We start from the raw sequence: 18,839 nt of genomic DNA, 5'->3' as shown, positions 1-18,839 counted from the left end.
GTTAGAGGGGTCTTGTTGCAAGACGTCTGCTGTGGCGAATGGTATCCTGAAGCCTCTGAACTCAGGCAGATGGATGGGATTCGAGGGCAGGAAGGCGTTGAATGCGCGACAGGCTCGGACTTGCTGGTTGTGCTCAGGTCATAGGCCCTCTAGGGTTGACTTGGAAATGGGGGCACAAATGTCAAATATCATGCTGTCGGGAAGGCTTCAGGCTGTCAAGGAATCGCACGCCAGTAGTGTGGATGGGTTTGAGGATCAGTTGAAACTGATTGCGGCGACGGCACTTGGACTCATCCCTGGGGGTGGGTCCGTGCTTGGAATGCTGTTAGGTCTCTATTGGCCATCCAGTGGCTTCAACCTTGAAGCGTTCTTCGAGCGCGTCAAGGAGTGGGTCAGGAACTACGTGGAGTGGAGGCTGGCTCAGGAGCAGCTTCAGAGGGCAACCGACCTCATGAATGGCTACAGGAGAAACCTGGAGGACGCCGACCGCCTTCGGGGACAGGCCAAGCTAAACTTGATGACAAGCCTGCATGCTAACATAAACACCAATGTTGACTTCTTCTTGACGGAGAGCGACTTTCAGAAAATGTACGTGCTGGCCACGTTTAGCCCGATGGCGGTGCTGCATGTTTCGCTCTTGAGTGAGATTGTCAAGCTGGCGCGGGAGTTGGGGGATTCCAATGCTGGTAATTGGTACGACATTCTGGAGAACCGTTCTCAACAGTATGCGCTGGGAGGGCGGAAAGCTGTAGACCATGTCGTCCCGTGGCGCCGAAACCAGATTGATGTCATTCTGACTCCTAAGCGCGGAGGCCATCCACCTATTACTCAGCTTCACCTGTTGTGGCGCGATAGGTTCCTGAACGTGACGCACAACAACGGGATGATTGGTGGCTTCCAGCGATATTATGACGCATTGGCGAGTGCGAATGCGGTGCGCGATTCGTGCCGTGCCCATTTCAACAAGTATGTTGTGGAAGTCGTGGGCCAGTGGGATGGCAAGGGAAGAGGCGTGCAGCCCGGTGAAGACGTGACCCCAGATGCGAATGCCGCCCAAAATGAACAAGTCCTTCGAGCGCTTCAGGCAAGTGCGCAAGTGCAGGGACTGGATGAGGGCGATGGAAATACTGCCAAAATCCAAGAAGCGCTGAATGGAGCACTGCAAAGACAAGAATCTCAGCCGAATGGAGGACAAGGAGATATTCCGTCGACCGTGCTCCATGCTCCTTTAGCAAGTCGCTAGGCAAAGCTTCTGCGGCGTGCCCTCCGTCTGCTCTATGAACCGGGCAAAGTCGCGGGCCTTCTGGAATGCCCCGACAAGCTCGTCGGTGTGTTGGTACAGCTCCACTTCGACTTCGTCGGCGAGCTGCCCCTGTCGGTGACATCGGCCGATGGCCTGTTCCCATGCAGCGCCATCGGCCGGTGGGTTCACGAACAGCATCCGCGAGAACATCGTCAGGTTCTTCCCCGTCCCGTGGGCTCGAAGCGAAGCGACGATGGACCGCTTCCCACGCTCCCGGATGATGGTCGCCGACGCTTCCGGGCCGCCGCCGTAGAAAGGCACACCCGCCGCCTTCGCGATGCGCTGGCCAAGCTCCGGGAACTCGACCCAGACGATTCCTGGCTGCCCCCTGCGCATGGCCCACTTCGCCGCGTCATGCACGATGAAGTCGGAGAGCCACACGGCTTCGGTGACGTGGACGACGCGTTTGTGAATCTCAGCCCATGAGGGCCACGACATCGCGCGCCAGGTCGGCAATTCCCCGTCATAGGGCGGGGACTGGTGAGCGCGAATCGCGGCGCGCATCAGCAGCCCTGGTGAGTCGAGATGCTCGGCGGGCCGCTTGAGGCGCTCGCGCAGCTCCCGGTTGAACTCCTGCCGACGCGCGAACCACCGAACGATCAGCTCGGAGTCCTGCGGAACGCCATGGACGTCGGGGTAGCGCCAGCGGTGGAAGAAGCCGCTCGCGAGCTGCCGCGCACAGACGACGCGTTGCAGCTCGTCGACGAACTCTTCGCCGTCGGGGCGTTGCCCGCCGAGTGCCGTTTGAATGTGGGCGAGCAACCCGTCGGGGACCTGCCCAGGGTCGCGCGTGCGAATGACGAGCGGCATGCCGACGGCGCTTTCGTCAGTGGCAACGACACCCGGCGTTGCGTTGCGCCACCGACGATAGGCGTCACGCACGCGTCGGCGCTCACGGTCGGCTTCGTTCTCCCCTTCAAGCGGGGCGAGTGAGTGCGCCGGGTCAACGAGCTGAAGGAGTGCGCCCGGAGGAGCGACGGTAGTTCCGGGGTCCAGCGCCGACGCCCACTCTTCGACGACGTGCTGCTTCAGCGGTAGCGGGCTGCCGTCACGCAGCGCGTACTCCGCGAGATGGGCGTAGTCCTTGACCGTTCTCGTCGCCAGCGTGCCCGACTGGGCCACGAGACGCGTTTCGGGGTTCAGCTCCAGGTAGCGGAGGAACCGGCCAGTGCGGGCGCTCTTCCGGTCCTTCAGCTTGTGGGCCTCGTCGCAGACGATGAGGTCGGGCCCGATGCGCGTCAGTAGGTCGGTGCCTTCCTGGGTCGAAAACTTCTCGTAGGTGATGACGTGGAGGACAGGCAGTCCGGGGCGGAACCACCTGCCACCCGCGAGGTTCGGCAAGCGCCAATGTCCGCCGTAGAAGTGCCAGTCGACCTCGATGAGCTGGGCGCGGAGGTTCGACGGTAGGAGTAGGACGGCGACCTTGCACCCGGGCACGACGAGCGGCAGCAGGAGGTCGACCAGCGTCTTCCCGTGCCCCACGCCGATGGGAAAGAGCCCGCCACCTGTGCGCGCGGCTTCCAGGAGGGCGAGGCGCTGGATGGGGAGCAACGCGGACGGGCACCGCTTCCCGAGCGTCCCGCAAGTGCAACGCGTGTCGGCAGGGGCGCGCAGCGAGGCTTCCAACGCGGCGAAGTCGGCATCGCCGTATGTGCTCGCGAGGTCTCGGCGCGGAAGGCTGAGCACCCGTGCGAGGTCTGGCGACCAGCCCACGGGCTGCCCCTTGGCGATAGTCGAACGGTCGCCAGTGAGCTTCGCGAGAGCAGTAGGCGCAGCGGTGGCGGGGCGCTCGGCGAAAGTCGCCGCGCCCGCGTGAAGCCGGTGAAGAAGTTTCATGTTTGGGAGTGCTGGAGCCCCGCCAGCCGAAGCCGACGGGGCCGGTGACGAGCGATTAGCGGACGCCGCGAACGACCACGTCGAACGCCGGTTCGAGCGCCTCGACGATGACCTGCATCAGCTCCGACTGGGCAACCCCGAGCGCGACGTAGCTGCCGGGTGCGGGCAGCTCGGCGCGCGCCGCCATGGCCAGCGCCCCGCGCCACTTGCCGAACCCGAGCGCCGAGTCGGAGCCCGCGAAGCGCACGTCGTCGACGCCGCCCGCTCCGGCCACCTTGCGATGCATGGTGTCGACGTAGCTCGTAAGCGACTCGGGCGTCGGTCCGTCGAAGGTCGTCGGGATGCAGTCGACGAAGAGCACCCGAAGCGCACTCGCAGGCGACGGGGCCGCGTCGGTGGGCTGCTCGGACTCGGCCACCTTGCGAGGGCGACCGCGACGCTTCGGCGCGGGCTGCTCAGTGGCCTGGGCGACCTCTGGAGCCGTCTGCACGGGCGTAGGTGCGGGCGCGTCCGGGGGAAGAACGGCGGGCAGCTCCGTGGCGTTGCGCTCGACCGCGGCAACGGTAAGGGGGGCGGACTCGGAAGCCTTGTTGAGCAGCTTGTCGCGCAGGGACATCGTCTTGTTCTCTCCTGTGAGGCACTTCGCCATGAACGGACATCCGCCGTACTTGCCGCAGGCGGGGCCGTAGTTCGCGGGCACGTCGGAAGCGCGGGCTGCTTGCGCGTGCTCCTTCATCGCTTCGACCTGGGGCTCGACCTTTGTCTGCCACTCGCGCTCGACGTGCTCGGCGGGCACCGTTGCGACGACGGACGCGGCAAGGCGTTGTCCCCGGGTCTGGTAGTAGAGGTGTTCGAGCTCCAGCGTGCGCAGTCCCGGGAAGCGCTCAACCTGGCTGAGCGCCCACGCGCCATATCCGACCATCTGCAAGCCGGGTTCGGTGTCGGCGTCGGCGAGCTGCTCGGCGCTCGCGGCATTCGTCGCGACGTTGCTGGTGAACTTGTGGTCGGTGATGCGAAGGACGCCGTCAGAGGCGAGTCGTCGAGCGTCCACGAGGTCGATGAATCCGGTGAAGGGGATGCCGCCCGCCATCAGTGGCGGCTCACCGTCGAGGGGCTGCTCGATGAGCAGGTCGGGACCGGGCGTGGGCAGTAGATGGGCGCCTGCCCTGGCGAACGTGCCCAGCACGTCTTCACCCGTCGACAGGAAATGCTCAAGCTGGGCGTGTCCTTCTGTGCCAACCTGCTGCGCTCCCGTGCTGGGCTCGGGGACGCGTATGACCTTTTGAAAGAACCATGCGCGCGGGCACAGCTTGTGGCGCTTGAGCTGGGAGACGCTGAGGCGCTGGATGACCCCGGCGATGACCGAGGGGCTGTTGCTGGGAACGTTGCTGGAGGGCGTCACCCTCCTTAAATGGGTGCGGATTCCGGGAGTGGCTCACTGTCTGCCAGGACTCGAATGATGATGTGCTCTTGGTTGTGATACGCGAAATGCGTTTTATGGGGGTTTGTCGACGAACTCCCTGGGCGGCTCCTCGGAGACAACGTCTATGACACAGACAAGTTTGCCGAGTGACTGTGACACTGATTCGAAGTGAAGCTGCTTGATCCGCACCGCAGGGGGCGCATAACAAAGCCCCGGGATTGACGTAAATTGCGCCGCCTTCATCGACACTGACAGGTCGTGCGTCTCTTGGGGTGGCTCCAGAACGTCCATAGCTCGTGACTGGCCACGAGAGTTTGCAATCCATCTTTACGTGTGGGGCTAGTTGAAAACAATACACCGATCCGCTGGAGCCTCTTCACTCCTTCACCCGGCTCGGTCATGACTGATGAGCGACTGAAAAGGAGGTGCTGATGCGTTGGCAGCAAAAAAGTGCATTACATTCAACAGTCTCGGCTGTGACGACTGCGACGTTGGCGGTGGCCCTTTACGCAGGGGCCGCTCAAGCTGAGTCATTCTCTCGTGGCAACGTTGAGAATGGAGATAAGCTATTCAAAGCCCGCTGTACTCAGTGCCATACGGCCAACAAAGGTGGGCCCAACAAGCAAGGCCCCAATCTGTACGGAATTTTCGAACGCAAGTCGGGCTCAGTGCCCGGTTACGCCTACACGGATGCAATGAAGAACGCAGACATCATCTGGAGCCAACAGACCTTGTTCGGCTATCTGGAGAATCCAAAGAAATACGTGCCGAAATCTAAAATGGCATTTCCCGGCTTCAAGAGCGCCGAGGAACGAAACGACGTCATCGCATACTTGGAGGCAGTGGCGAAGTAGCCTGTGTCATTGGGACTGTTCATTGCACTCCCTAGTCTTGCATGCGGCCAATCACCTGACGCTACCCACGCTTCTCCGTGGGGGCGTTCCGCAGTTCGTCCGGGATGTAGTAGACGAGCGGGCGCTTCCCGTCTCCCATCCGACGCTGGCCACGGGTGAAGCCCAGCGACTTCAAGGCCGCTCCGATTTCCCGTGAGATCCGGTGGTCAACCTGCGCTTGGTGGAGCGCGAAAGCTTCGATGCCCACATGGAGAAGTGTCACGTCCGAGGGGCGCTTTTCGGGTGGCATCTCCAGAATCCACCGCAGGATGACTTCCTTCCGGCTGTCCCCCACGTTCTCCATACGCAGCGCGGCCTGCTGCTCGGCCCCTGCCGCCTCCTCGTTGCTCAGCCACCAGTCCTCACCTTGGTGGAAGCGCACGACGGCTTCGGCCCAGATTTGGTCGCGGTCGCGCTTGAGGGCGTCGGTGTCGATGCGGCTGCACTTCACCGGCCAGAAGCGCCTCTGTCCTGTGGGGTCGCGCAGGTAGTCGTCATCGTTGGTTGTGCCGACGAAGACGCAGCGTCGCGGGGCCTGCACGTTGGAACGTCCGTAGGGTGGCCGGTAGGTGTCCTCCGTCCGAGTGATGAACGCCTTGAGCGCCTGGTCCTCGCTCTTGCGAAACGTGCTCAGCTCGGCCAGTTCGATGAACCAGAACTGAGAGGCCAGCATCGCGCTGTCCCTGCTGGTGACGTCGATGGGCGCGTCGCTGAAGTACCGGCCCCCAAGGATGCTGAACGCCGTCGACTTCCGCAGGCCCTGGGGCCCCTCCAGAATCATGACCGTGTCGACCTTGCATCCGGGACGCAGGGCACGCGCAACCGCCGAGATGGCGAACTTCGCGCCGACGGCCTGGAGGTATCGAGCATCCCCCTGCGCGCCGAAGTACGTCGCGAGCATCCCGTCGAGCCGTGGCGTTCCGTCCCAGACGAGTCCCGCGAGGTAGTCGGCGACCGGGTCATAGCTGTTGCTCTTCGCGACGGCGAGGATCTGCTGCGCGACGACGTGCGCCTTCGGCATCAGCCCGAGTCGCCCGTACTTGCTGAGCTGAATCCAGTTAGCTACCAGGACGTCGAGCGTCTCAATGTCCACGCTGGGGCCGAGGGGGCCGTCCTCCACCTCCAACTTCTTCGTGACTTCGTTGAAGCGGAAGACGCCGCGCCACTCGGGCGACTTGCTGAGCACGATGGCGACGTTCGCTTCGCAATTTCGAATCTGCCGTCGGGTGTCCTTCGTGATGTCGAGAAAGAGTTCCTTCATCCACGCGTCGGGGTCGGGAGTGTCCTCCTCGAATCCCGGGCCGTCGCTCGACGTGGATTCAGATGCGCGACTGCCCAGGGCTTCCCAGATGGACGTGTTGTCCGCGAGCCGTGCGGCATCCCGTGCCTTCCGGCGCTCGCGATGACGCCGCAGCTTGAGGACGGCTTGCTCGCACAAATGCTCGGTGCCCTCTCTCCAGTTCGTTGCAGCGAAGGACGCGCGGAACAGCTCGATGACGACGGCTTCGGGGGTGGACAGTGGCAGGACGAAGGCCGCGCACGACATCAGCGTGTTCAGCGTCGTGTCCTGCTCGCCGACGGCGGACAGGGGCTCACCGGCAAGGGCGCGGCGGACGATGGCGAGGTGCTCGGGCTTGCGGATGCGACGCAAGAGGGCCCGCAGCTCGTAGAGGTCGGCGGGTTCCTCGGGCTTCGTGGAAGGCACCGGGGCCGCCACCGTGGGGAGTCCAGCCCGGGACATGGCGAGCAGCGTGTCGACGTCGAGGGGCGCTCCGTCTCCACTGGCGGCGTAGGGCTCCGCACCCACGGGCGCATCCGGTAGGTAGTAGATGCGAGCCAGGTCCTTCGTTGCCGGGTCGGCGGGGAGTCCGAGCATGCGGATTGCGGCCTCGCGCACGGACGGCCACTCGCGCGGCAGCACGGGCCGGGACAGCGGCATCACCAGCCGCAGGCAGTAGTCGTCGGGTGGGCGGTTGCTGTGCGTCGAGTGGGCGGCGAAGGCGAGTCCATGGCGCTCGACGGCGTCGAGGCATGCGAGCTGCGCCGCCGTCAGGTGGTCCAGGTCGAAGACGGCCACCGTGACGGCGCGCACGTTCTCCGAGCGGCGTCGCTCGACGATGTCGACAGGGCTCCAGGCGGGGCCATTCTTCGCGGGGCAGCCACGGACGCACGGCGACGTGGGGCACTGACTGCGACGGTGGGCGACGAGCTTCGAAGACAGTTCGGGCCAGGACAGCTCAGCGCCTTGGGGGACGTTGTCCTGGGCGGACGCGTAGAAGGCGACTTTCAGCCGAAGGGCGGGCAGGCGTGTGGTGTCGTGCGTGTGGCTCATGCCTGGGTAAATGGGTGCGGATTTCGCGAATGGCTCAGTGAGGAGTGCGACAGGGGCGGGAGGCGTGTGGGGTACGTGCATGGCATCCGGTAAATGGGTGCGGATTTTCCGAGTGGCCCACGGAATCGTCAGCCGGGCGGATGCGGCAGGTGGGCGCGCCGCCCCTGGTAAATGAGTGCGGATTTGGCGAATGGCTCGGCTGTCGCGGAGGCGTCCGGCGTCATGCGGCACTGGAGCGCGTTCCCCCAAATCCTTAGCCTTCTCTATTACCTATCCTCCTTTCTACTACTCCATCTTTTCTAAAGAGAAGAAGGAGAGAGGATAGGAAGAGAGCTTGATTGATGACGGGGCGTTGATGCCTGAGTCGTTCGCGGAAGTCGCACGCATCTACTCGGGACATGCCGACTCGCCTTCGTCGCCACTTTTCGAGTGTGCGTGAGCCGCTGCCGGAATCCACACGCATTTACGCAGGGAACGACTGCGTGCCGATGGGGCGTCGACGCGCAGCCCAACCGCAAGAGCGTAGAGTCACCGTGGCTGAGACTGTCTGTGAATCGAGCGTAGTCGGCATGCGGCATGCTCCTGGCGGGGCGATGTCTCACGCAGCGGTTTGTCGCAGGGGGAGTGCGAAGAAGCATGTTTCACACAGTGAGTATGGCCTTCGGGCGGCCCGGCAATCCGAACTCGTGTCCCTCATCCTGTCGGCCCGCGCGAGCGGCAACGCCGTGCTGGATCGACGGTTGTCCGCTGAGTTGCTCGACTCCGTGAAGCCCCTCATCCGCCGCATCGTCGGGGCCCTCTTGCCCATCGCGGGCTCGTTGTCGCCTGATGACCTCGCGCAAGTTGCCTCCATGGCGATGCTTCGCGCGGTGTCCAAGTACGACGCCACGAGGGGGCGCCAGTCGTTCGGCCAGGTTGCCTACTTCCGGGCTCGGGCTGCTTGCGAGCAGTACGCGCGCTTGCACGGCACCGACGTTCACCTGAGCGACGGCGCACACAAGCGTCGCACCGTGCGTTCACTCCACAGCAACGAAGGCAACGTCGTCCGCGTCCACCGCATGGACATGCCGTCTCATTTCTCGGACGGTGCTTCGGCCGATGACTCGTGGGTCGACGAGTTGGAATCCGCACTCCGCGAGATGTCGTGCCTGGAGCCCGACGGGTACACGCCCGAAGCCGAGCTGCTGGCGGCTGAGCGGCGAGCGCTGGTGTTCGATGCCGTGCGGCGACTGGCCCCTGAACAGCGGGAGCTTGTCTCACGCGTCTTCGGCCTCAATCGCCCGGCGCAGTCGGTGCGCTCCGTGGCGGAAGCTTGGGGCGCGCCGAAGAGCCGCGTTGACCGGATGCTCGCGCGTGCGCTGGATGAACTGCGCGAGCTGGTTGTCTGCTCGGGAAAAAGATGACGATTGATGTCAGGAAGAGCTTCTTCGGGCTGCAGAGAGGACTATCTCGGCAATTTCAAGGTTCCAGCCCAGACGTCCGAGCATTTCCTTGGTGATTAGTTCTCTGAAGATGAGACAGCACGCCATTAGTAGTGCGAATGGCTTTGTCACTATCCAGGGGATTTCGCTTGCCTTGAAGACCTCCTGAAAGAATATTTTTATTGTTTTCTTGTTGCTGCGCAGACGGGACTGGAAATCGCCGAATCCGATTCGTCCTTCCTTGGCGATTTGAACGATCCCGGAGATGCTATGCTTGTCTGCCTTGTCCTTGTCTCTAGCATCCTGTTCGTTGGCAGGAGTGAATCCTGCATTGATGGCCATCTTGAGGATTTCATCCAAAAGCCTCGACTGGTTGATGTATTCAAGCATTGTGACTGCGTTGACTTCTATGTCGTTTGCCCCCTTGTCGAATGCCTCTCGTGTTGTGATTGCGAGGCGTTGTTGTGCTGCGCGAAGAGCAGAGAATTCCTGGTCGGCTAGTTCAAATAGCCCCGAGAGTCTGGATAGTTGGCGCCGAGAACTGATGGGGACGTCGGTGTCAGCCTTGTACTGCAGTGAGTGTTCTATTGCCGCCCAGGCATGTTGCAACACACTTCTTAGTTGAATTTCGACCTTAAAACCGGCATACGCTTTCCACTCAGCAAGCGATGCCCTTGGTTCCTTGAGGGAGACGATGTAGTGTTTTGACAGGTATCCAAATTCGTTGGGAGCCAGTTCGTCCCGCTTGTCGACCGATGCTTTTATGTCGATGGCGAATTCGCTTTGAATGATTTCGGATACTTTATCGATGTCGTCCGTGTAGTAGACGATGATTCGGTGGCCGCTTAGATCGGTCATTTGCTTGATTGGATTTGAGTATCTCTTCCCGGGGCGACTGATTTTTTCGCTGAAGCTGTCGATGGATTTCGTGCGATGCTCAAGGGACTGAACTTTGATTTTGTTGTTATTCATCAACTCTGCAAGAAGGTCCCCTAGTTTCTTGTTGTAGGCTTCGAGCTGCGGGCGAAGACTTTCGTACGCCTTAATGGAGGCTTTTCCGGAGATGCTCTTTGGGGGGGGAGTCTTGGTCTTCATCTTCGTCATGGTGTAGAGCCTGCGCGGTGTGGTCTTGAGTATGGCTTCATTTCGAGCCAGTTCTACTCTAGCTTGGATTCGGCCAGTGCGTAGTTTGTGACGTTGGGTGGCGTGGTTGTTTTTTTGATGTGCCTGTAAAGCGCGCACCCCGCCCGTCCGGATTTTCTGTCTGCGGCGGAATCCTGGCTTGCTCGGAGCGCCCCCACTTTCGAAAAATTCTGAGAAAAACCGTGGGGTCGATGCGTTTTGTTGAGCGCTCCCCCGAAAAACTTCGCGAAACCGCACGCATTTACCGGGTGTGGCGCGACCAACCAAACTCACTCCTGAGCTTCAGCAGCAAATCTGCGAGCACTTGCGCGCGGGCCTCTTCCGTCGCGCGGCTGCGGGCCTCGTGGGCGTCGACGAACAGACCATCTCCCGATGGTTCCACCGTGGCGCCAGCGAGGCGCGCGGGCTCTACCGCGAGTTCTTCGTCGCGGTGAACCGAGCCGAATCCGAGTTCATGCAGTCCGCGACGGAGACGCTCCAGGCCGCCGCGACGACGAACCCCAAGCACGTCCAGTGGCTCTTGAGCCGCCGCTTCCCGGAGCTGTACCCTCAGTGGTCACCCAAAACCAGCCAATGAAGGTCCCCTGAAAACCGGCCAATGGGGAGGGCCGAGACGTTGACGCCCGGGTAGGACGTGGAGTCCGCCCGGGGGATGGGCAACGTCTTGAGCGACGAGAAGAAGCAGCAGGTCATCGCCCTGGGGCGGTTGGGTTGGAGTCTGAGACGTATCGAGGATGCGACGGGGGTGCGCCGTGAGACGGCCAGCGGCTACCTGAAGGCCGCGGGCGTGGGCATCCGTCCACCGCGCCGGTGGGGCAAGTCAAAACCGGCCAATGAGGGGACCACCGAGGCGAGTGAGCCGGAGGCCGAGGCCGCCGGAGCAAAACCGGCCAATGAGGGGACCACCGACTCCATGCCGCGCAGCCGAGCCGGAGTCCGGCACGTATCGGCGAGCATCGTCGCGCCCTACGTCGAGCTGGTGCGGCAGCGGCTGGAGGTGGGCCGCAACGGGCGCGCCATCTACGAGGAGCTCGTCGACACGCAGGGCTACACGGGCAGCTACATTAGCGTGCGCCGCTTCGTCCGGGCGTTGCGCGACAGCCAGGGCCCGGAGGCCAAGGCCGTCATCCACACAACGCCGGGCGAGGAAGCGCAGGTGGACTATGGGGAGGGGCCCATGGTGCGCCACCCGGAGACGGGGAAATACCGGCGCACGCGCATGTTCGTCATGACGCTGGGCTACAGCCGCAAGTCAGTGCGGCTGTTGTGCTGGAAGTCCTCCAGCCGCGCGTGGGCGCAGTTGCACGAGGAGGCCTTCCGGCGGCTGGGAGGCGTGACGCGCACGGTGGTGCTGGACAACCTGCGTGAGGGGGTGCTTTCGCCCGACGTCTACGAGCCGGCCCTCAATCCGCTCTTCCGGGACGTGCTGGCCCACTACGGGGCCACGGCCCTGCCGGCCCGAGTCCGCCACCCGGACAGGAAGGGGAAGGTGGAGTCTGCGGTGGGCCACGCGCAGCGCACGCCGCTGAAGGGCCTGCGCTTCGAGTCGCTGGAGGCCGCCCAGGTCTACCTCGACGCGTGGGAGGCGAAGTGGGCGGACACCCGAATCCACGGCACCACCAAGCGCCAGGTGGCCGCCATGTTCGGCGAGGAGCGCCCATGGCTGCTGGCCCTGCCCGTGGAGCCCTTCCGCTACTACGCCTACGGTGAGCGAGTGGTGCACCTGGACGGGCACGTCGAGGTGGACGGCGCGTACTACTCGGTGCCCCCGGGACACATCGGCCGCAAGCTGCACGTGCAGTGGGACAGCCTCCACGTCCGCCTGCTGCTGCCCGCTACGGGGCAACTGCTCCGGGAGCACACCCGGGCCCCTCGCGGCCACCACCGCACACGCGAGGAGGACAGGCCTTCCCACGCGCCGCGCACCACCGTGCAACTTCTCGAGCGCGCCGCCAGGGCCGGACGCGGCGTCGCCGCCCTTTGCGCCGAGGTGCACCGCCGAGAAGGAGAGGTGGGCACCCGCCGCATCCTGGGCGTGCTGTCCCTGGTGAAGAAGCACGGCGCCGCTGCCCTGGACGACGCCTGCGAGGTGGCTCTCGAGGTGGGCGTCCCCACCTACCGCTTCGTGCGCCGCTACCTCGAAAGACGCACGCCCACTCCCGTCACCCTGCGCCAGGTCGACCCGCTCATCCGCGAGCTCACCCACTACCGCGACGTCATCGTCCGTCTGACTCAACCCACCCCTCACCCAGGAGACACCGAGACATGAATCTCGTCGAAATCACCCGCGCCCTCACCACCTTGCGCCTGTCCGGCATGGCCCAGGCCGTCGAGGCCCGCATCCTCCAGGCGCAAGCCGAGAAGCTCGCTCCACTCGACTTCCTCTCCGCCCTCGTCAACGACGAGTTGACTCGCAGAAGCGACAGCTTCATCCAACGCCGCCTCAAGCAGGGCGCCTTCCGCGACGCGGGCAAGACGCTCGACGGCTTCGACTTCGACTTCAACAAGAAGATGAATCGCCGCCTCGTCTTCGAGCTGGCCACCGGCGGCTTCGTGGAGCGGCGCGAGGACGCGCTCTTCCTTGGCCCTCCAGGCACCGGCAAGAGTCACATCGCCCAGGCCCTCGGCCGCGCCGTCATCCAGTCCCAGGGCCATCGCGTCCTCTACCGCGAGGCGCACCACCTGCTCGAGGAGCTCGCCGAAGCAAGCCTCGAAGGCACCCGACGCCAGAAGCTCGATGCGCTCACCGGCGCGCCTCTGCTCATCATCGATGACCTCGGCATGCGCAAGCTGCCGGCCACCGCCGCCGAGGACCTGCTCGAGCTCATCATGCGCCGCTACGAGAAGGCTTCCACCCTCATCACCTCCAACCGGCCAGTGGAGGACTGGGGGAAGCTCTTGGGGGACAACGCCGCCGTGGCCGCCATGCTCGACCGTCTGCTGCACCATGCCCACGTCGTCCAATTCGGTCCCCGCAGCTGGCGCACCAAGGGGGCCATGGAGTTGCGGACCTCCGAGTCCGCGGGGTAGGAGTCCTCCTGTCTCGGTCCTCTCCCTTTGGCCGGTTTTGAAGGGACCCTCTTTGGCCGGTTTTCACGTGACCATTGAGGCTGTACGGCCGCCGCGACAACGTCGAGTCGAAGAGCCCCGAGGACCAGGCCGCCGACACCGCCGCGCTGCGCGAGCTGCTGATTGACCGGCTGGGGAAGTTCCTCCCAGACGAGCTGCCCGCGTCCGCCCCTGCCGAAGCGGCCCCGGCTGAGCAGCTCGAAGACAAGGGGGCGAGCGATGCGTAGTTTTTTGTTGAAGGGCTCATGGGCGAAGTTCGCCGAGGGGCTCGCGCCGCACGAGTCCCCCGCGTCGCGGATGGTGCAAACGGTCGGCTCCCGCGCGCAGCTCGCGAAGCTCTTCGGCGGGCTCGACGACAAGGAAGTCGAGCTGCTCGTTTACGACCTCGACTTCTGGGCGCGTCGCGAGCAGTCGCCCCCGGACAAGTTCTCGACGTGCTTCGTCATGGCCGGGCGCGGCTTCGGGAAGACGTGGTGCGGCGCGCGCTGGGTCATCAAAAAGGCGTGGCAGGCGAAGAGCGTCGGGGCCCTCGTCGGCCCGACTGCGGCGGACGTGCGCGACACCATGATTCGCGGCGCGTCCGGCATCCTCGCCCTGTCGCCTCCCTGGTTTACCCCCAAGTACGAACCCAGCAAGCGCCGCGTGACGTGGCCCAACGGCGTCTATGCCATCTGCTACTCGGCGGATAAGCCCGACCGGCTGCGCGGTCCGAATGCCGGATGGGGTTGGGGGGATGAACCGGCGTCCTGGAAACACGACATGGCCGCGGTCGATCAGCTCCCGCTCGTGTTGCGCATCGGCTCGCGAGAGGACCCGCCGCAGCTCCTCCTCACCGGGACGCCGCGCCCGCTGAAGAAGATTGAAGAGCTGCTCTTCGCCAACGCGGAGACGCAGGAACTCAAGCCGGGCGTGGTGCTTCGCACGGGCTCTTCGCTGAGCAACTTCGCGAACCTGGCGCCGTCAGCCGTGGCGAACATGCGGGCGCTGGCGAACACCCGCTGGGGACAGCAAGAGGTTCTCGGGCGTCTGCTCTTCGACGTGCCCGGGGCCATCTTCGGGTCGGCGAAGTGGGGCCGCGTGGAGGCAGACGCGCACGAGTACGCGCAGCAGTTGGACAGGCGCATCGTCAGCGTGGACCCGAGCCCGACGAGCGAAACCGGCTCGGACGAAACGGGCATCATCGTCCAGGGGTGCAAGTCGAGCGCGCTCTTCGGTGCCGACGGCGTGCCGCTCAAGCGCGTTTCGGTGCTGGCCGACCTGTCGCGCCGGGCCAGTCCCCGCGAGTGGGCGACGACGGCCATTCGGGCCTATCTCGAATGGGGATGCGACGCGCTCGTCGTCGAGGTGAACACGGGCGGGGAGATGGTGGAAACGCTCATCAGCACCGTCGCGGGCGAGATGGGCGTCAGCGTCAACGTGAAGCCCGTGCGGGCGACGAGCGCGAAGAGCAAGCGCGCCGAGCCGGTGTCCGCCCTGGCCGAAGCGGGCCGCGTCGAGTTCGTCGGGACGTTCCCGAAGCTCGAAGCGCAGCTCAGCAAATTCACGGGGATTAACGGGCGTCGCGACGACAGGGCCGACGCCTTCTGTTGGGGCGTTCACGACCTTGTCTTCGTCGAACAGTTCTTCGCGGTGTGAGGTTCTCCATGGGGATGTTGGACAGGATGCGCGCCGCGTTTCGCGGGAGCAGCAAGCGCAAGGGAACGGGGCTGGAGCTGAGTCGCTGGGCTTCGGCCCCGCCACGCCGCGAGGTGCCTGCGCTGCTCGCGGCCTACGCCGAGATGCCGTGGCTGGGAACCATCGTCGACACGGTGGGCGATGCCTTCGCGGACGTGACGTGGAGGGCCTTCACGCGGCAGGACCCCGCGACGCGGAAGTCGCTCGTCGACGTGTCGCTGCGGCGGGCCGGTGGCGACGTGCGCCGGGAGCGGTTGAAGTCGCTCGTCGAGACGGGGGACGCGGTGGAGCTGCCCGACCATCCGCTGCTCCGGCTGCTGGCGGACCCGAACGACTACATGACGGGCCGCGACTTCGCGAAACTCTTCTGCCTTCACTATGACTTGACGGGCGAGTTCTTCGCCGTCGTCGAAGAGCTGGCGGGCGTGCCCGTGGGCCTGTGGCCCGTGCCGCCCGATTGCGTGCTCGCGCTGCCGGACTTGAGCAAGCCGAAGTCGGAACGGACGTACACGGTGGCCGCTGGCGGGCGGACATTCCTCCTGCCTGCGGCGAGCGTGCTCTACGTGAAGCGCCTGAACCCGGCTGACCCGCTTGGCCGCGGTATCGGCATCGCCTACTCGCTGGGCGACGAAGTCGACACGGACGAGCACGCGGCGCGCTTCACGAAGAACGCCTTCTTCAACAACATGCTTCCGGGCGCCGTCATCGCGATTGAGGGCTTCAACGAGTCGCAGGCCGGGCCCGCGAGGGCGTTCAAAGAGTCGCTCGCGCGTGAGTACGGGGGCCCCGCCAACGCAGGCCGGGTGATGATTACGAGCGGGCGTACGACGTTTGCCCGGCTCGACACGCCGTTCCGCGACATGCAGCTCGTCGACCTGCGCCGCTTCCTCATGGACTTCGTGCGGATGGTCTACCGGGTGCCGCCGGAGATTGTGGGCGACGTGACGAGCAGCAACAAGGCGACGAGCTACGCGGCGCGCGAACACCTTGCCGAGCAGGCGACGAAGCCACGCGCCGAAGTCTTCCTCGCGTCGATGCAAAAGCACCTGGCACCCCGCTTCGAAGACGACGTGATTCTCTCCTACGACTCTCCCGTGCCTGCCGACCGTGAGCACCGGCTGCGGGTGATGGGGACGCTCCCGAGCGCCTTCACCTTCGACGAGTGGCGAGTCGAAGCGGGCTTCAAGCCTCACCCGGAGCGGCAAGGCTTCGCGGAGCTGCTTCCGGGGCAGAAGCCCAACGAGCCCGGAGAGACGCCGACGCCCGTCGAAGGAAGTTCGGCGCAGGCGCATGCCGAGGCGACGAAGGACGGTTGAGCCATCCGCAGAAGTCGCACGCATTTACCGGGTGCATGTCTGGAACCATTACACGCTCCCTGCGGCTGAGCGCCGTTCGAAAGGACGCGGCGACGTTGAGCGCCGTCGAGTCCATTGGCGGACGCCGCGTCTTCAAGTTCAAAGCGAGTGACGGCGACTTCGACCGCTACTCGGACCGGCTGAACGTCAAAGGCTGGCGGGTGGACGGCTACAACGCGAATGGCGTCGTCCTCTACAACCACGACGACGGGGCGAGCGCCGCGATGACGGGCGCCGAGCCGCAGTTGCCCATTGGGAAGGGGCGCGTCTACGTCGAAGGCGATGCCCTGATGGTGGATATCGAATTCGACGACGAAGACGAGTTCGCGAAGAAGGTCGAGCGCAAGGTTTCGAAGGGCATCCTGAATGCCGTCTCCGTCCGCTACCTCATGCTCCCTGGCCAGTATCGGCAGAACGAGCGCGGCGGCTACGACTGCGACGCGCAGGAACTGCTCGAAGTCTCCGTCGTGACGATTCCGGGGAACTCGCGGGCCGTGCGCTCGAAGTCCCTGGACGAAGCGCCCGACGACCTCGTTGAACGCATTGCAACGCGCGTTGTCGAGCTGCTCGACGCACGGGCCGAAGCGAAGTCGACCGATGAGGACGAGCAGAAGAGCGAGCCCGAAGAAGAAGACGTCGAGGACGAAGCGAAGTCGACCGACGAAGACGAAGCGAAGTCGACGAACGAGGAAGACGTCGAGGACGAGCAGAAGAGCGAGCCCGACGAGGACGAAGACGAGACGAAGGGTTTCAACGCCGCCGACGCCGCGAAGAGCTTCGTCGAGGCATTCAAGGGCTACATCCGAGGAGTGAAAGAATGACTCGCGAGCAAATCGCACAGATGGTGAAGGCGCTCGGCCCCGAGGTCGCGCGTGAGCTGGTGGACGCCGCCGCTCGAAGTGCCCCGGGCCGGGCTGAGCCGGGCAACGCGCCGCGCGGGACTGGCGTCTACGCGAGCGCTGAGAACTTCGGCGGCTTCGCGAAGAGCGTCATCGCGGCGGGACGCCGCACCGGAGCCGCCGAGCTGGTCGACGCCTCGAAGCGCTTCGGCAACGCCGACGTCCAGAAGGCCGTTCAGCTCAGCAAGTTCGACTCGGCCGGTGTGCTGGTGCCGATTCAACAGAGCGGCGAAGTGATTGAATTCCTCCGGCCCGACGCGGCGATGCTCAAGCTGGGCGTGCGCACGCAGACGTTCAAGGGCGAGCTGCACATGGGCAAGCAAACCGGGACGTCCGTCTTCAAGTGGGTCGGCGAAGGCGAGACGGTGCCGAAGAGCGCGCCGAAGTACGGGAAGATTGTCCTCAAGGCGCACAAGGGCATGGTGCTGACGGACATCAGCAACGACTTGCTGCGCACCCCGGGCGTGGGTGACGCGGGCGTCGGCGAGGACATCCGGGCGACGGTGGCCGATGGCCTGGACGACGCGGGCTTCAACGGGGACGGGACGGGCGCCGCGCCGAAGGGGCTCTTCGCTCAGCTCGACGCCGCGCACACCTTCGCTTCGACGGGGACGACGTCGGCAGCCTACTTGGCCGACATCGACAAGGCCGTCGAGCTGCCGCTGACGGCGCATGTCCGCATGGGTAGCGCGGCGTGGGTCCTTCACCCGACGCGGGCGACGGCGCTGCTTCAGCTCCAGAATTCCGGCGTCTGGGTGTTCCGTCAGGAGATGCTGGATAGGGGCACGATTCGCGGCTTCCCCTTCGTGATGACGACCCGCGTGCCGGTGTCGCGCATCACCTTCTCGGCGGACTGGCGCCAGTTCATCTACGGCATCGACGAGGACTTGATTCTCTCCGAGCACGACGTTCGCGCTGAGTACGACGAGACGACCGTGCGCGCCATCGTGAAGGGCGACTTCAAGGTTCGCCAGCCGAAGGCGTTCAGCTCCATCACCTACACCTGAGAGGCCCCACCATGAACGCCAATTCCACCGACGCGGGCGTGCTCGTCGGCATTCGCCCTGGGACTGCTCCCGCCGCTGTGAGCGCGGGGACGCGGAACAGTGCCGCTGTCGACCGCTTCAGCTTCGACTCGTGCGTGCTGACGGCTTCCACGGGGGCCGCCACGGGCACGCCGACGGCCCTGTCGCTCGCCGCGAAGCTCCAGGACAGCGCCGACGGCCAGAACGGATGGACGGACCTGCCCGAAGCCGCCATCGCGCCGCTGACCACGGCTAACGCGGTGGCCCGGGTGAACGTCCGGCTCCCCACGGCGCAGCGCTACCTCCGAGTCGTCGAGACGGTGGCCCTCACGGGGGGCACATCTCCCACCCTGGGCGCGTCCAGCCTGATTGTCCTGTGCGGGCCGGACGAGATTCCCGCCACCTAGCGCCGCGCCACGCCGCATTTCCCGGGCCGGGGCTCCCTTTCCCCTGGGGGCCCCGGCTT

16 protein-coding genes are annotated in these 18,839 nt (G+C 64.7%); 12 read left to right on the top strand and 4 right to left on the bottom strand.

Annotation, left to right across the window (positions count from 1 at the left end):
* Nucleotides 1-178: 178 nt before the first annotated feature.
* Entirely contained in the window at nt 179-1,243 is a 1,065-nt protein-coding gene (locus BHS09_RS24885; protein WP_140799321.1) for a hypothetical protein, read from the top strand.
* On the opposite strand, the gene BHS09_RS24880 is transcribed toward BHS09_RS24885, so the two are convergent.
* Both BHS09_RS24880 and BHS09_RS24875 read right to left on the bottom strand, forming a co-directional pair.
* Complete coding sequence (locus BHS09_RS24880; RefSeq protein ID WP_140799320.1) at nt 1,229-3,139, bottom strand: P-loop NTPase family protein; 1,911 nt, start codon at nt 3,137-3,139, stop codon at nt 1,229-1,231. The genes BHS09_RS24885 and BHS09_RS24880 overlap by 15 nt on opposite strands.
* 55 nt (nt 3,140-3,194) lie before the next feature.
* Complete coding sequence (locus BHS09_RS24875; protein WP_140799319.1) at nt 3,195-4,541, bottom strand: PD-(D/E)XK nuclease family protein; 1,347 nt, start codon at nt 4,539-4,541, stop codon at nt 3,195-3,197.
* A 452-nt stretch (nt 4,542-4,993) separates the two neighbouring features.
* Here BHS09_RS24875 and BHS09_RS24870 point away from each other — a divergent pair, with 452 nt between their 5' ends.
* Nucleotides 4,994-5,416 carry a c-type cytochrome gene (locus BHS09_RS24870; protein ID WP_140799318.1) on the top strand — a complete coding sequence of 141 codons (423 nt, stop codon included), beginning with the start codon at nt 4,994-4,996 and terminating at the stop codon, nt 5,414-5,416.
* A 61-nt stretch (nt 5,417-5,477) separates the two neighbouring features.
* Here BHS09_RS24870 and BHS09_RS24865 read toward each other — a convergent pair whose 3' ends face one another.
* Nucleotides 5,478-7,787, bottom strand: a complete 2,310-nt coding sequence (locus BHS09_RS24865; protein WP_237079807.1) for a virulence-associated E family protein — start codon at nt 7,785-7,787, stop codon at nt 5,478-5,480.
* 686 nt (nt 7,788-8,473) lie between these two features.
* On the opposite strand from BHS09_RS24865, the gene BHS09_RS24860 reads away from it, so the two are divergent.
* Entirely contained in the window at nt 8,474-9,190 is a 717-nt protein-coding gene (locus tag BHS09_RS24860) for a sigma-70 family RNA polymerase sigma factor (RefSeq protein ID WP_140799317.1), read from the top strand.
* Between the two features lie 9 nt (nt 9,191-9,199).
* Here BHS09_RS24860 and BHS09_RS24855 read toward each other — a convergent pair whose 3' ends face one another.
* On the bottom strand, nt 9,200-10,624 hold the full coding sequence (locus BHS09_RS24855; RefSeq protein ID WP_140799316.1) for a GTP pyrophosphokinase: 1,425 nt from the start codon (nt 10,622-10,624) through the stop codon (nt 9,200-9,202).
* A 31-nt stretch (nt 10,625-10,655) separates the two neighbouring features.
* Between BHS09_RS24855 and BHS09_RS24850 the strand changes: the two genes are divergently transcribed.
* The 9 genes from BHS09_RS24850 to BHS09_RS24810 all read left to right on the top strand — a co-directional run bounded on the left by BHS09_RS24850 (nt 10,656) and on the right by BHS09_RS24810 (nt 18,780).
* Nucleotides 10,656-10,928, top strand: coding sequence for a hypothetical protein (locus BHS09_RS24850; protein WP_237079806.1), 273 nt, complete (start codon nt 10,656-10,658; stop codon nt 10,926-10,928).
* A gap of 75 nt (nt 10,929-11,003) precedes the next feature.
* On the top strand, nt 11,004-12,620 hold the full coding sequence (gene istA, locus BHS09_RS24845) for an IS21 family transposase (RefSeq protein WP_140793108.1): 1,617 nt from the start codon (nt 11,004-11,006) through the stop codon (nt 12,618-12,620).
* Nucleotides 12,617-13,381, top strand: a complete 765-nt coding sequence (istB, locus tag BHS09_RS24840; protein WP_140787629.1) for an IS21-like element helper ATPase IstB — start codon at nt 12,617-12,619, stop codon at nt 13,379-13,381. Before istA ends, istB begins: the two co-directional genes overlap by 4 nt.
* A gap of 74 nt (nt 13,382-13,455) precedes the next feature.
* Nucleotides 13,456-13,647, top strand: a complete 192-nt coding sequence (locus tag BHS09_RS24835) for a hypothetical protein (protein ID WP_237079805.1) — start codon at nt 13,456-13,458, stop codon at nt 13,645-13,647.
* Nucleotides 13,640-15,055 carry a terminase large subunit domain-containing protein gene (locus BHS09_RS24830; protein WP_140799315.1) on the top strand — a complete coding sequence of 472 codons (1,416 nt, stop codon included), beginning with the start codon at nt 13,640-13,642 and terminating at the stop codon, nt 15,053-15,055. The genes BHS09_RS24835 and BHS09_RS24830 overlap by 8 nt, the downstream gene beginning before the upstream one ends.
* A gap of 26 nt (nt 15,056-15,081) precedes the next feature.
* Entirely contained in the window at nt 15,082-16,410 is a 1,329-nt protein-coding gene (locus BHS09_RS24825; protein ID WP_140799314.1) for a phage portal protein, read from the top strand.
* Between the two features lie 35 nt (nt 16,411-16,445).
* Complete coding sequence (locus tag BHS09_RS24820) at nt 16,446-17,270, top strand: HK97 family phage prohead protease (RefSeq protein WP_140799313.1); 825 nt, start codon at nt 16,446-16,448, stop codon at nt 17,268-17,270.
* Nucleotides 17,267-18,355, top strand: a complete 1,089-nt coding sequence (locus BHS09_RS24815) for a phage major capsid protein (RefSeq protein ID WP_140799312.1) — start codon at nt 17,267-17,269, stop codon at nt 18,353-18,355. The genes BHS09_RS24820 and BHS09_RS24815 overlap by 4 nt, the downstream gene beginning before the upstream one ends.
* Nucleotides 18,356-18,366: 11 nt before the next feature.
* Nucleotides 18,367-18,780, top strand: coding sequence for a hypothetical protein (locus BHS09_RS24810; RefSeq protein WP_140799311.1), 414 nt, complete (start codon nt 18,367-18,369; stop codon nt 18,778-18,780).
* Nucleotides 18,781-18,839: the final 59 nt, after the last annotated feature.

The organism is Myxococcus xanthus (assembly GCF_006402735.1).
Taxonomy (GTDB): Bacteria; Myxococcota; Myxococcia; order Myxococcales; family Myxococcaceae; genus Myxococcus; species Myxococcus xanthus_A.
The sequence above is the reverse complement of the archived record's forward strand: the minus strand, read 5'-3'. Positions and strand labels throughout refer to the sequence as shown.